Below are 13,462 nucleotides of genomic sequence, written 5' to 3'. Positions count from 1 at the left end.
TCCTCAAATCCCATCTTTAAACCTGCGGCTGTCAAGCCGCCCGCGCCTTCTGAAGAAAGGGCAGTATCGCCGCGTCGAACGCCTGCGGTTCCTCGTAGAACGGCATGTGGCTCGAATTCTCGAACAGCACGAGTTCGGCGTGCGGCAGCCCGGCCTTCATCAGCGAGGCGCATTTCGGCGTCTGTTCGTCGTGGCGACCGACCAGGATCAGCACCGGAGCGGTGATGCGGTCGAGGTCGGCGAGCCGGCTCCAGTCCTTCAGGTTGCCGATATAGAGAAACTCGTTCGGCCCCTGCATCGCCTCGTAGGGCTTCATGTTCCAGTCGGCGAGCGAGCGGCCGACCGGAGCCGGCGGCTGCTTGAGGCGGCAGACGTGGCGGTAGTTCAGAAGCGTGATGGCGGCGAGATATTCCGGGTCACGGAAGTCGCCGGCGGCCTCGCGCGCCAGCATCATCGATTCCGTTTCGTGGCCGAGCGCCGAGCGTAGCCGGTAGAGTTCCTGCATCAGGTGCGGCAGGTCGGCCGCCGTGTTCTCCAGGATCAGCGAGCGCACGGCGCCCGGATGCGTCAGCGCATATTCGATCGCGAGCCAGCCGCCCCAGGAGTGCCCGACGAGATGGACAGGTCCGAGCCCGAGCGCCGTGCGCACCGCCTCGACCTCGCCCACATAGCGCCGGATGTTCCAGAGCGACGGATCGTCGGGGCGGTCGGACCTGCCGCAGCCAAGCTGGTCGAACGCGACCACGCGGAAGTTGTGGTCGGCGAGGAACGAGTGCGCCTCGCGCAGGTAATCGCAGGGCAGGCCCGGCCCGCCATTGAGGCAGAGCACCACCTCGTCACCCGTTCCGAACGAGTAGGCGACGACGCGATGGCCGTCGACCTCGATCGTGATGGTTTCGTCCGGTTGCCGCTCGCTCCACATGGGCGCTGCTTCCTGTCTCAGCTTCGTTTCTGCGCAAGGATGATGTCGACGCGGGCGCGCTCGATGGCGCGGGCGACCGAGCCGACGGGTGCCGCGTCGGTGACGAGATGGGCGATGTCGTGCCAGCGCCCCCAGATCGCGAGCGCCTGCTGGTCGTACTTGGTGTGGTCGGCGACCGCGATGGTGGCGACCGCCCGCAGCATCATGGCCTTGTAGACCGAGGCTGCGCCCGCGCCGGCATCAGACAGGCCCTCGGAGGTCAGCCCGGTGGCGCCCAGCACCGCCCAGTTGGCGTTGTAGGACTGCAGGAACTCGATGGTCTCCGCGCCGGAGATCATGCCCTCGCCGCCGTCGTAGCGGCCGGGGCAGAGCAGCACGTCGATGGTCGGGTTGGCGGCGAGCACGGTCGCCACCGAAAACGAATGGGTGATGGCGGTGATGTCCCGGCACTCGGCCGCCATGCGCCGGGCGACATGGGTCGTGGTCGCGCCGGCGCCGATCAGCACCACTTCCTTCGGCTTGAAGAACCGCACCGTCGCCGCGGCGATCGCCTCGCGCTCCGGCACCATCATCCGGTGCCGTTCGCTGACCGAGGGTTCGGTTCCGAGTGGCCGCACCGCGCCGCCATAGGTGCGGTTGATCAGCCCCTTCTCGCCGAGCTCGTAGAGGTCGCGTCGGATCGTCTCCGTCGAGACCATCAGTTCGGCCGCGAGTTCAGAGACGCGCAGCGTCGAGTTTGCCATCGCCTCGGCGACGATGCGCTCGTGGCGCTGGCGCTTGCTCAGCCGTGTCTCGTTCAGCATGGCGTCCCCTCCCGTCCCGCATCCATTCCTGCACGGAATGGCGCGGGGAGGCGATGGTCGCAAGGCCGGGCGGCGTCGGATGCCATCTCAGGCGGCCCGCTGGCGTCGGATGATCATCGCCACCAGCCCGGCGCCGAGCAGCGCTGCGGCGGCGCCCAGCGTCGACATCGTGCCGAGTGCCGGCACCATCGGCGTGTAGCCCGCGACCATCTTGGCGTAGAGCCATTTCGGGATCGTGGAATCCGCGCCCGCCGTATAGAGCGACAGCGGAAAGTTGCCCCACGACAACAGGAACGCGAACAGCGCGCCGGACCAGATGCCGGGCCACAGCAGCGGCAGCGTCACCTCCCGCAGCACCTGCACCCGCGAGCAGCCGAGGTCGAACGCCGCTTCCTCCAAGCTCGGGTCGAAGCCGTAGACCTGGATGGCGATCACCAGCGTCACCACCGGCACGATCCAGACGAGATGGGCGAAGGCCGCGGTGAGCCACGAGGTCTGGATGCCGAGCGCGCTGAACCACAGCAGCAGCGCAAGGCCGAGAACCGGCTGCGGAAAGAAGATCGGCAGCAGCACGATCTTCTGGAACAGCCGGCGTCCCTTCCAGTCGTAACGGGCGAAGGCCAGCGCGCCGCAGAACGCCACGATGACGGAGACGACCGTCACCATCGCCGCCACCGCGACCGAGTTGCGCACGATCATGCCGATCTCGATGGAATCCACCGTGCGCTGCCACCACTCGAACGAGAACGTGCGCACCGGGAAGCCGAAATAACGGCCCTTGGAGAGGCTTGCGAGCGCCCCGCAGACGATGGGCAGGTAGATCGCGACGACGACGATCGCGGTCCAGATGGCGATGAAGAAACGGGTGCGCTTCTTTTCCTGCTGCATCACCGCCTCCCCAGCAGCGTGTCGAGGTCGAGTTTCGAGAACACGGCCAGGGTGAGCACGCCGATGAACAGCGTCACCAGCACGGCGAGCGCAGAGCCCAGCGGCCAGTTCTGCGAGTAGGTGAAGGCGATCTCGATGTCGTGGGAGATCACGATCACCGACTGGCCGCCGAGGATCTTGGCTTCCGCCACGGCGCCGATGCCGAGCACGAAGGTCAGCAGCATTCCGATCAGGATGCCGGGCATGGCGAGCGGCAGTTCGATCTCGCGCCACACCTGCAGCCGGCTGGCGCCGAGGTCGATGGCGGCGTCGATGCAGTCGCGCGGCACAAGGGCGAGGCCGAGGGTGATCGGGAACAGCATGAACGGCAGGTAGGTATAGACCATGCCGGCGAGGATCATCGGCGGCTGGTAGAGCACCTCCGGTCCCGACAGGCCGAACAGCTTCAGCGTGCCGTCGAGCACGCCGTTCTTGATGAAGAACAGCACCCAGCCATAGAGCCGGACGTTCTCGGACACGAACAGGGGGAACACGAACAGGATCGACACGATGGAGGCGAACCGGCCGAACACCCGGTTGAGGCCATAGGCGATGGGATAGGCCACGACCGCGAGGATGACGCAGGTCGCAAGCGCGAAGCCGATCGACCACAGGAACGAGAGCCAGACCGTGTTCGACGGGTCGAACAGCTCGGCATAGTTCTCCAGCGTGAACGAGCGGAACACGTCGAACGACCGTGGCGTCGCGAACGAATAGGCGAAGATCGCCACCAGCGGGGCGGCGAAGCCGATGCCGAGCAGCACCAGCACCGGCAGCGCGCAGCGCGCCCCGGCGGTCAGCGCGAAGCCGTGGAAACGGTCGAGCCACGAAGGCGCGGCGCGGGAGGGAGCGGCGGAGACGCCGTCGGTCGCGGTGCTCATCGGTTCACGCCCTGACCGAGATGGCGTCGCGGGCGTCCCAGCCGAGCGTTACCGTGGAGCCCGCACCGGGGGGCAGCGCGTTGGCGCGCGACAATTCCACCAGCATGACCTTCTCGCCCACCCGCACCTGATACTGGATGCGCGAGCCCAGCGAATATTCGTTGTAGATCTGGCCCTGGATCGCGTTGTCGGCGGTCTGGCCGGGGGTGAGGAAGCGCATGAACTCCGGCCGGATCACCACGAACGCCGAGGCGATGTCCGCGTCCGCGCCGGCCGGCGGGTTGACGCGGAAGGCGCCCGGCACGTCCACGCCCGTCCAGCCGTCGCCGCGGCGGGCGACTTCGATCACGTTCACCTCGCCGACGAACTCGGAGACGAAGCGGTCGACGGGCGCGCTGTAGATCTGCTCCGGCGTGCCGACCTGCACGAGACGTCCGGCCCGCATCACGCCGATGCGGTCGGACATCACCATCGCCTCCTCCAGCGAATGGGTGATGTAGATGAAGGTCTTGCCGGTTTCCCGGTGGATGTCCTTTAGTTCCTTCTCGAGGATCTTCTTCAGCTTGTAGTCGATGGCAGAAAGCGGCTCGTCGAAGAACAGCACCTCGGGGTCGTAGGCGAGGGCGCGCGCGATGGCGACGCGCTGGCGCTCGCCGCCGGAGCACTTGGTCACGCTCTTGGAATAGTAGCTTTCCGGCAGGCGCACGGCCGCGATCAGCTCCTTCGCCCGCTTGCGCCGAGTGGCGGCGTCGACGCCGCGCACCTTCAGCGGAAATTCGATGTTCTCGCCGACCGTCTTGTGGGGGAACAGCGCCAGCGACTGGAACACGAGGCAGGTCGGGCGCTTGTTCGCCGGCAGGTCGTTGATGCGCTGGCCGCGCAGCGTGATGTTGCCCTCGGTCGGGCTGTCCATGCCCGCGAGCATCCGCAACAGCGTCGTCTTGCCCGAGCCGGACGGCCCGACGATGGTCAGGAATTCGCCTTCGAGCACGTCGAGGTCGATGCGGTCGACGGCGACGAAATCGTTGAAGGTCTTGCGCACACCGACGAGTTGCAGGATCGGCAGCGGAGGCTTGGGTGCGTCGGGCATCGTCTGTCAGCTCGATAGGGTTGCCGCGGTGGTCGTGGCCGCCGCGTCATGAACACCGGTCCCGGCCGTCACATAGCCGGGAAGGAAGGCCCGCCGCCGGTCGCGACAGGCCCCGATGCGGCCGGGATCAGCCGCGCAGCCGCTTGGCGGCGTTCATCAGGTCGAGCGCCTTGTCGTAGTCGGGAACGATGTCGTACTCGACGCTGCGCGCCATTTCCTCGTCGAGGCTGTCCCACTGGATCGCTTCCAGCTCGTCCTTGGTGAACAGCTTGAAGCACTCCGGATTGCCCATCTGGGCAACCGGATTGTAGGTGCCCTCGGCGAAGGCGACCCGGTGGGCCACCTCCGGCTCCTGGACATATTTCAGGAAGGTCTGCGCGAGAGGCGACAGGTTCGGATTGTTGACCGTGGAGGTGATCTCGATCCAGGCGATGCCGCCCTTGCCGCCGGGCAGCGGCCCCTTCAGCGGGGTGATGCCGCGCAGGTTGAGATAGCCGTCGGCGCGGGCCGGGGAGACCGAATAGGTGCCGCCCGTCAGGTGCAGGTCGATCTCGCCGGAGACGAGCGCCTGGTTCATGGTGGCGATGTCGCCGATCATCTTGGCGTTCTTGAACACGGTCTTGGCCGTCTCCGAGAACTTGGCGAGCTCGGCCTCGTCATGGACCTTGAACGGGTCGATGCCGGCGAGCACGAAGATGTTGAAGACGTTCCAGTCGTCCGATTCAAGGATGCCGTACTTGCCGGCGAGCGCGGGATCGAGGAACAGGTCCCAGCCGGTCTTCTCCGCGGTGTCGCGGCTGATCTTGTCGGTGTTGACGACGAAGCTGTAGGGGCCGAAGCGCTGGCACATGCCGAGCAGCTCGGTGCCGCTTTCGTCCATCGCCCACTTGTAGGGCGGCTTGAACATCGGCAGCATCTTGTCGAAATAGGGCTCGAACTCGGCGCGCGGCAGCGGCTTGATCAGCTTTTCGGGGAACATCACCTTGCGGGCCCAAGGGTTGTTCACGTTGATCAGATCCCAGATGTTGATCTCGCCGGCGCGCAGCCGGTTGATCATGGTGGGATCGTTGGTCAGGCTTTCCGCCTTCACCGTGGCGCCGTACTCTGTGCGGAACGGGTCGAGCACCTGCGCGGAATTATAGCCCTCCCAGCACAGGATGTTCAGCTCCTTCTCGCGCGCGGCGAAGGCGGGGCCGATGCCGCCGAGCGAGGTTCCGGCCAGCGCGAGCCCGCTTGCGGCCATGCCTTTCAGCACTGAGCGTCGGTTCAGTTCCATCCTCAAATCCCTCTGGTTTTCGTCTTGCCGAGCCCATGGACATGCCGCCTCGGACACGCACCGCGGGAGGACGGGCGTGTGGCATGGCCGAAAAATTGTGGGACTCATGTTGTATTTGCGTGGATGTTAAGCCCCGTTCCGTGGGCTTTACAACATATTTTTTCGGTGCGAGGGTGGATTTTGCCGAATGAAGCGCCACATCGTGCGGCTGCCTAAAATTTAAACATGACCTGGACGGAAAGCCGGCAGGGGATCGAGGAGAAGAGAATGTTCAAGACGCTTGCGGGGCGGACGGCCATCGTCACCGGCGGCAGCAAGGGAATCGGCCGCGGAATCGCCGAGCGGCTCGCCCGCGCCGGCCTCAATGTGCTGGTCGTGTCCCGCTCCCTCGCCGATGCCGAAGCGGCCGCCGCGGCCATCGGGCCCAATGCGTCGGGCTTTGCGGCGGATGTGGCGGATCCCACATCCTGCGCGGCGTTCGCCACAGCCGCGATGGAGCGCTACGGCCGCATCGACGTCCTGTGCGCCAATGCCGGCATCTTCCCGTCCGCCAAGCTCGGCGAAATGACAGCGGCCGATTTCGATGCGGTGATGAGCACCAACCTGAAGGGCATGTTCCTGTCGATCGACGCCGTGCTGCCGGCGATGAAGGCGGCGAAGTGGGGCCGCATCATCGTCACCTCGTCGATCACCGGGCCGATCACGGGCTTTCCCGGCTGGTCGCATTACGGCGCGTCCAAGGCCGGCCAGCTCGGCTTCATCCGCACCGCCTGCATCGAGCTCGCGCCGTGGCAGATCACCATCAACGCGGTGATGCCCGGCAACATATACACCGAGGGTCTCGACGCGCTCGGACCCGGCTATCTCGCGCAGATGGAGGGTTCGGTGCCGCTGAAGCGGCTCGGCACCGTCGAGGACATCGCCAACGGCGCCCTGTTCTTCGCCTCCGAGGAAGCGGCCTATGTCACCGGCCAGTCGCTCGTCATCGACGGCGGTCAGGTCCAGCCGGAATCGCTGATGGCGCTCCAGGAAATGGCGACCGTCGACTGAAGCGGATCGTCGGCGCTCCCGTCCGGGCCGGCCGGACGGGACATGCCCTGAATCGGGTGACCCCGGACCGTCCGAGCCGTGACCTATTGCGTCAGCCGCGACACCGCGTCGTGCCAGGCCGCGATACGGCGCGCGCGCGTGCCGGCATCCATCTCCGGCAGGAAGCGGCGCTCGCGGTGCCATCCGGCGGCGAACTCCGCTGGCTGCGGATAGAAGCCGCTCGCGAGCCCGGCTAGGTAGGCGGCGCCGAGGGCCGTCGTCTCCATCAGCACCGGCCGGTCCACCGCCGCGCCCAGCAGGTCCGCGAGGCGCTGCATGGTGAAGTCGGAGGCCGACATGCCGCCGTCGACCCGCAGAATGGTGTTGGACGAACCATCCCGCCCGGCCCAGTCGGCGTGCATCGCCTCAAGCAGGTCGACGGTCTGGAAGCACACGCTTTCGAGCGTGGCACGGGCGAGTTCCGCCGGGCCGGTCGCGCGCGTCAGTCCGAACAGCGCCCCGCGCACGTCCGGGTTCCAGTGCGGCGCGCCGAGACCGACGAATGCCGGCACCAGCATCACGTCCTGCGCCGGGTCGGCCTTGGCCGCGATCTCGCTCGCCTCCCGCGCGGAGGAAACGACGCCGAGCCCGTCCCGCAGCCATTGCACCGCGGCGCCGGCGACGAAGATCGAACCCTCCAGCGCATAGGTGCGCTTGCCGTCGAGCTGGTAGGCGATGGTCGTCAGCAGCCGGTGCCGCGAGGTCACGGGCACCGTTCCGGTGTTCAGAAGCGCGAAGCAGCCCGTGCCGTAGGTCGATTTCAGCATACCCGGCTCGAAGCAGGCCTGCCCGACGACGGCCGCCTGCTGGTCGCCGGCGATGCCGCAGACCGCGATCTCGCCGCCGAGCAGGTCCTTGTCCGTCTTGCCGAATGCGGCGGCGCTGTCGCGCACCTCCGGCAGCATCGAGCGGGGGATGCCGAACAGCCGCAGCAGATCGTCGTCCCAGGCTCCGGTGTGGATGTCGAACAGCATCGTCCGCGCGGCGTTGGTCGCGTCGGTCGCGTGCACGCGGCCCCCGGTGAGGCGATAGAGCAGGAAGGTATCGACGGTGCCGAAGGCGAGTTCGCCGCGCTCGGCGCGTTCCTGCGCGCCCGGCACGTTGTCGAGCAGCCAGCGCAGCTTCGGCGCCGAAAAATAGGCGTCGAGCCTGAGGCCGGTGCGCGCCTGCACGAGCGGGCCGTGGCCGTCCTCCTCGAGGCGCGCGCACATCGGCGCGGTGCGCCGGTCCTGCCAGACGATCGCGCGGTAGATCGCCTCGCCCGTCTCCCGGTCCCATACCAGCGTGGTCTCGCGCTGGTTGGCGATGCCGATGGCGACGATGTCCGCCGCCGTCGCACCCGCCTCGGCCATGGCGGCCCGGCAGGTGGAGAGCGACGTGCGCCAGATGTCCTCGGCTTCCTGCTCGACGAAGCCGGACGCGGGATAGTGCTGCGGCAGTTCCTCCTGGGCGGAGGCCGCGACCGTCAGGTCGTCGCGGAACAGAAGGGCGCGCGAAGAGGTCGTGCCCTGGTCGATGGCGAGGATGAAGCGGCCCATTGTTTCCGTCCGAGGTGTTTCCGCCCGAGGCGTTTCGTTGTTCTTTTATCGTTTCAGCGCACGCCGGGCGCGGTCCTGCGACCGGCCATGTCCCCGCGAGTGGAATGTGCCTTGTGCTGGGAATCGATCCGACGGTGCGCCGCGCGAACAATAGTCCGCGCCCATTTGGGCGTCAGCAAAGCCCCTGCTATTCACGCGCGGTATTGTCGCGCTGCCATGCGACCAGACGGGCGAACTCGAACGTTCCAGCGCCGTACATCGCCGCAATGAATTCGTAGGTGTCTTCTGCATCGGCGGTGATCGTTGCGCCGTTGATCGCCAGAAACGTGTAGGTCACCGCGAATGCTGCTCGCTTGTTGCCATCTATGAATGGATGATTCTGGGCCATGCTCTCCCAGAGCGCCCCCGCTTCCTCGATAAGGTCTTCATAATAGCCTGCCTGCGGGTGGAAAAACGCCGCTTCAAGTAGACCCCTGTCGGGGATGCCGTGGGCGCCACCATATCGGTCGATCTGGTCGTGGTGAATTGCGAGAGCTTCAACGACGGACAGGTAGTCCGTCATTCGGCTAGCTTCTTGTAGAGCGAGCTGAACCGGGCATGGCTGGACTGATAGGCGGCCATGACGTCAGGCCGTGGCCGTGCCCGATGGCGCTTCTCGATCAAGTCCGCCAAGGCCTCGTCCACGAGGGACTGCAGTTCGCGTCCTTCGCTTTGGGCGAGGTCGTGAACGGCGGCCAGAATTTCCGAATCGACCTGCGTTGCTAACGTCTTGCGAGCTTGGGATGCCATCGCATGCCTCCATTGTCCGAACGATAGCATGATCGCCGTCAGGAGGTCATCACATAGCGCCCGCCCGTCTGTCGCTTCGCCGCAAACGCATCCGGTCCCGCGGCCTGTCCGCCCGCGGGACCGGGTTGCGTCACTTCACCGGCGCGGGCTGGCGCGGTGCCTTGGCCGGCTTGCCGGCGGGCTTCGCCGGGGCCGCCTCCGCGCCGGGCGCGGGAAGATCCGGGGAGATCTTCCAGGCCCGCAATTCGTAGACCGTGCCGGGGCGCACCGGCTTGCGCGCGGGCTCGGCGAGGCGCCTGCGGAACGAGTGGATCGGGGTCGCGCGGGGGTCGATCAGCACCTCCACCACCGAGGGGCCGTCATAGGCGAACGCCTCGTCCAGCGCGGCATCGATCTGCGAGGGATGGCGCACCTGAATGCCCTTCAGGCCCATGGCGTTGGCGGCGGCGGCATAGTCCGGCTTGCCGTTGAACGACAGATCCACCGACTGGCGCAGGTTGGTGAAGAACAGCTCCTGCCACATCTGCAGCCACCCGAGCGTGCCGTTGTTGAGCACGATATTGACGACCGGCAGGCCCTGCTGGGCGAGGCTCGCCGCCTCGCCGATGGCGTAGGAGTGGCCGCCGTCGCCGGAAACCGTGATCACGCGGGCGCCCTTGTCCCGCTGCAGCACGCCGGCGCCGAGCGCGGCCGGAATGGCGTAGCCGAGGCCGCCCTGTCCACGGGCATAGAGGAAGCGGCGGCCGGGAACCCGCGCCGGAATGTAGGACGCGATCCAGCCGGCCGACCAGGAGGCGTCCGAGATCACCACGTCGGCGTCCGTCATCCGCTTCGCCACGCCGGCCATCACCCGCTGGGGCAGGATCGGCTCCTGGTCGCTCGCGACCTCGGCGGCGATGCGCGCGTCGTTTACGGCCTTCACCGCGTGGACGCGTTCCAGCCAGGCCGCGCGCGGCCTGAGGTCGGCAAGCCGTTCCGCCAGCGCCTCGACCGTCAGGCGGATGTCACCGCACAGCGCCACCGTCGGGCGGAAGGTGCGGCCATGCTCCAGCGGGTCGGAATCGATCGTGATGGTGGCCTGCGACGGCGTCGGCAGCGTCCAGTTCATCGCGGTGTTCTGGCTCGCCTTGGAGCCGAGCCACACCACGAGGTCGGCTTCCTTGGCGAGTTCGATCGCCGCCGCCGAACCGAGCGGGTTGAGCACCCCGGCGACATAGTCGCGGTCTTCCGGCACGGAGCCCTTGCCGGACAGGCTGGTGACGACGAGCGGGCGGATGCGGTCGGTGAGCGCGGTGACCGCCTCTGCCGCGTCCGAGCCGTGGACGCCGCCACCCGCGACGATCATCGGCCGCTCGGCGGCGCGGATCAGGCGTGCGGCCGCGTCGAGGTCTTCGTCCGCCGGGCGGTAGCGCAGCGAGGGAATGCGGATCGTGCGGTCGTCGGTCAGGATGGTGTCATCGCCGTCCCATTCCGCGTCCATCACGTCGTGGGGAATGATCAGCGCCACCGGTCCGGGGCGGGGCGCGGTGGCGATGCGGAACGCCGAGCGCACGAGGTCGGGCAGCGCCGCGACGCTCGGCACCATGAACGTCGCCTTGGTGATCGGCGCGAGGAACGCCTGTTGGTCCATGCCCTGCGAGGCGACGCCCTTGGCGCGCAGCGAGGTCCAGTCGAGCGGCAGTTCTCCGACGAGCGCGATCATCGGAATCGAGGCATTGAGCGCTTCAACCAGCCCGTCCGGCAGCTTCGTCGTGCCGGGGCCGACGGTGACGTCGCAGATGCCCGGCTTGCCGGTCAGCCGCGCATAGGCGTCGGCTGCATAGGGCGCGCTGCGCTCGTCGCGCACCAGGACGTGCCGGATCTTGGGCGAACGGTGGGCGATGCCGTCGTGCAGTGCGGTGGTCTGCCCGCCGGGCATTCCGAAGACATATTCGACGCCGTAGCGCACCAGCATCTCGGCGAGCAGATCTCCAACGTGGGGCATTTCTCGTCTCCAGCCGGCTCTGCCGGCGTTCAGGGGCGTGACCGCGGTCACGGGGGGCAGAAAAAGGGCGCACGGGCGGGCGAGGCCGGGAGGGAGTGGTCCCGCGAGCCCGTGCGCCTCAGGGGCCGCCGCCGTCACCGGCGGCGGCCATTTCATGGGATTAGTTTCCGACGCTGTCGGGCATCACCTTGCCCGCCTTCCAGGCGTCCAGAAGGTCGCCGTAGCGCACCGTCTGCGGCTTTTCGTTCTCGTCGGCGAGCTTGCGCTGCGGGGCGAGGTTGCCGTCCTTCTCGGCCTGCTCGTACCAGTATTCGGCCGTCTTCTTCGGGCCGATGCGCGGGCCGCACTCGCCCTGGGCGCCGGACCGCTCGATGCGCTCCATCACCTTGTCCTGGGCCTCGGCGAGGCCGTCGAGCGCTTCCTGCACGGTCTTCTCGCCGCTGATCGCCTGCGAGATGTACTGCCACCACAGCTGCGACATCTTCGGATAGTCGGGCACGTTCACGCCGGTGGGCGTCCAGGCGACGCGGGCCGGCGAGCGGTAGAACTCGACGAGGCCGCCGAGATGCGGCGCGAGGTCGGTCATGGCCTGCGACCGCACGTCGGAATCGCGGATCGGGGTCAGGCCGACCACGGTCTTCTTCAGCGAAGTGGTCTTGGCGACGACGAACTGCGCATAGAGCCAGGCGGCCTTCTTGCGGTCGTCGGCGACCGACTTCAGCAGGAGCCAGGAGCCCATGTCCTGGTAGCCGAGCTTCATGCCGTTCTTCCAGTAGGAGCCGTGCGGCGAGGGCGCGACGCGCCACTTCGGCAGGCCGTCGTCGCCGACGACGGGCAGGCCCTTCTTGGCGTAGTCGGAGATGAAGGCGGTGTACCAGAACGCTTCCTGGGCGATGGTGCCCTGGCTCGGGAACGGCGTCGCCTCGTAGAAGGTCATGCCCTGCGCCTCGGGCGGGGCGAACTTCTGCAGCCATTCGATGGACTTGGTTAGGCCGTAGACCGCCGCCGGGCCGTTGAGGTCGCCGCCGCGCTCCACCGTCGAGCCGACCGGGTTGCAGCCGACCATGCGGATGCCCCACTCGTCCACCGGCTTGCCGTTCGGCAGGCCCCGGTCGCCGGAACCGGCCATGGAGAACCACGCGTCGGTGTAGCGCCAGCCGAGCGAGGGGTCCTTCTTGCCGTAATCCATGTGGCCGTAGATGCGCTTGCCGTCGATCTCCTTCACGTCGTTGGTGAAGAAGTTGGCGATGTCCTCATAGGCCGTCCAGTTGATCGGCACACCGAGGTCGTAGCCGTACTTCTCCTTGAACTGCTTCTTCAGGTCGTCCCGTTCGAACCAGTCGGCGCGGAACCAGTAGAGGTTGGCGAACTGCTGGTCCGGAAGCTGGTAGATTTTTCCGTCCGGCGCGGTGACGAAGCTGAGCCCCATGAAGTCCTTGAGATCGAGCGTCGGCAGCGTCACGTCCTTGCCAGGCCCGGCCATCCAGTCGGTCAGGTTGTCGACGAAACCGTAGCGGAAGTGGGTGCCGATCAGATCGGAATCGTTGACATAGGCGTCGTAGACGTTCTGGCCCGACTGAAGCTGCGTCTGCAGCTTCTCGATCACGTCGCCTTCCTGCAGCAGGTCGTGCTTGACCTTGATGCCGGTGATTTCCTCGAAGGCCTTGGCGAGCACCTTCGATTCATATTCGTGGGTCGGCATGATCTCCGACACCACGTTGATCTGCATGCCGCGATAGGGCTCGGCCGCCTTCGCGAACCACTCCATCTCCTTGAGCTGTTCCTCCTTGCTCAGGGTGGAGGGCTGGAACTCGTTGTCGATCCACTTCTTCGCCGCCTCCGTCGACTGCGCCTGCGCGAAGGCCGGGGTGACGGAAAGCGGGGCCGCGAAGCTTCCGGAGACGAGGATGGCGGCGGCGGTGCCGAACAGAAGGCCCCGGAGCGAGGCCGGTCGCCTGCGGCGGGCGGATGCGTGGCTGGACATGGTATTCCTCCCCTGATCGTGTTGTTTTTTCCGGTGCGGCCGGTCAGGAACGGGCACGCGCGGTCTCATTCGGCCGAACGTTGTCGGCCGTTCCGGTTCGAAGCGGATGCTTCGGCGAAAGCGGTGTCTCTGTCAGGCGGCGCCGGGCGCCGCGTTATGCTGCTTTCATGGGATGTATC

Annotated in this window: 12 protein-coding genes; 1 reads left to right on the top strand and 11 read right to left on the bottom strand. The window is 67.1% G+C overall.

The window, feature by feature from the left end; translation table 11 throughout:
- Window positions 1–31 precede the first annotated feature (31 nt).
- The 6 genes from BUF17_RS20295 to BUF17_RS20270 all read right to left on the bottom strand — a co-directional run bounded on the left by BUF17_RS20295 (window position 32) and on the right by BUF17_RS20270 (window position 5,899).
- Window positions 32–922 (bottom strand): proline iminopeptidase-family hydrolase, encoded by an 891-nt coding sequence (locus tag BUF17_RS20295; protein WP_073632164.1) that lies wholly within the window; start codon window positions 920–922, stop codon window positions 32–34.
- Window positions 923–939: 17 nt separating this feature from the next.
- Complete coding sequence (locus BUF17_RS20290) at window positions 940–1,725, bottom strand: DeoR/GlpR family DNA-binding transcription regulator (RefSeq protein WP_073632162.1); 786 nt, start codon at window positions 1,723–1,725, stop codon at window positions 940–942.
- Window positions 1,726–1,812: 87 nt separating this feature from the next.
- Complete coding sequence (locus tag BUF17_RS20285; RefSeq protein WP_073632160.1) at window positions 1,813–2,613, bottom strand: ABC transporter permease; 801 nt, start codon at window positions 2,611–2,613, stop codon at window positions 1,813–1,815.
- A complete protein-coding gene (locus BUF17_RS20280) occupies window positions 2,613–3,533 on the bottom strand; it encodes an ABC transporter permease (protein WP_073632158.1) in 921 nt (306 codons plus the stop codon). Before BUF17_RS20280 ends, BUF17_RS20285 begins: the two co-directional genes overlap by 1 nt.
- A 4-nt stretch (window positions 3,534–3,537) precedes the next feature.
- Window positions 3,538–4,623, bottom strand: coding sequence for an ABC transporter ATP-binding protein (locus tag BUF17_RS20275; RefSeq protein ID WP_073632156.1), 1,086 nt, complete (start codon window positions 4,621–4,623; stop codon window positions 3,538–3,540).
- A gap of 127 nt (window positions 4,624–4,750) precedes the next feature.
- A complete protein-coding gene (locus BUF17_RS20270; RefSeq protein ID WP_084565018.1) occupies window positions 4,751–5,899 on the bottom strand; it encodes an ABC transporter substrate-binding protein in 1,149 nt (382 codons plus the stop codon).
- 267 nt (window positions 5,900–6,166) lie between these two features.
- Here BUF17_RS20270 and fabG point away from each other — a divergent pair, with 267 nt between their 5' ends.
- Entirely contained in the window at window positions 6,167–6,949 is a 783-nt protein-coding gene (gene fabG / locus BUF17_RS20265) for a 3-oxoacyl-ACP reductase FabG (protein ID WP_073632154.1), read from the top strand.
- A gap of 83 nt (window positions 6,950–7,032) precedes the next feature.
- Here the strand turns inward: fabG and glpK are convergent, their stop codons facing one another.
- The 5 genes from glpK to BUF17_RS20240 form a co-directional block, all read right to left on the bottom strand.
- Entirely contained in the window at window positions 7,033–8,526 is a 1,494-nt protein-coding gene (glpK, locus tag BUF17_RS20260) for a glycerol kinase GlpK (RefSeq protein ID WP_073632152.1), read from the bottom strand.
- Between the two features lie 187 nt (window positions 8,527–8,713).
- A complete protein-coding gene (locus BUF17_RS20255) occupies window positions 8,714–9,088 on the bottom strand; it encodes a type II toxin-antitoxin system death-on-curing family toxin (RefSeq protein ID WP_073632150.1) in 375 nt (124 codons plus the stop codon).
- Window positions 9,085–9,315: a hypothetical protein gene (locus tag BUF17_RS20250; RefSeq protein WP_073632148.1), complete on the bottom strand. Its 231-nt coding sequence runs from the start codon at window positions 9,313–9,315 to the stop codon at window positions 9,085–9,087. The genes BUF17_RS20255 and BUF17_RS20250 overlap by 4 nt, the downstream gene beginning before the upstream one ends.
- 130 nt (window positions 9,316–9,445) lie before the next feature.
- The gene (locus tag BUF17_RS20245; protein ID WP_073632146.1) at window positions 9,446–11,299 is read right to left on the bottom strand and encodes a thiamine pyrophosphate-binding protein; all 1,854 of its coding nucleotides are present in this window, start codon (window positions 11,297–11,299) and stop codon (window positions 9,446–9,448) included.
- A 160-nt stretch (window positions 11,300–11,459) separates the two neighbouring features.
- Window positions 11,460–13,283 carry an ABC transporter substrate-binding protein gene (locus BUF17_RS20240; RefSeq protein WP_073632144.1) on the bottom strand — a complete coding sequence of 608 codons (1,824 nt, stop codon included), beginning with the start codon at window positions 13,281–13,283 and terminating at the stop codon, window positions 11,460–11,462.
- Window positions 13,284–13,462: the final 179 nt, after the last annotated feature.

The organism is Pseudoxanthobacter soli DSM 19599 (assembly GCF_900148505.1).
GTDB classification, from domain to species: Bacteria; Pseudomonadota; Alphaproteobacteria; order Rhizobiales; family Segnochrobactraceae; genus Pseudoxanthobacter; species Pseudoxanthobacter soli.
Note: the sequence above shows the minus strand (reverse complement) of the source record. Positions and strands in the feature narration are given on the sequence as shown.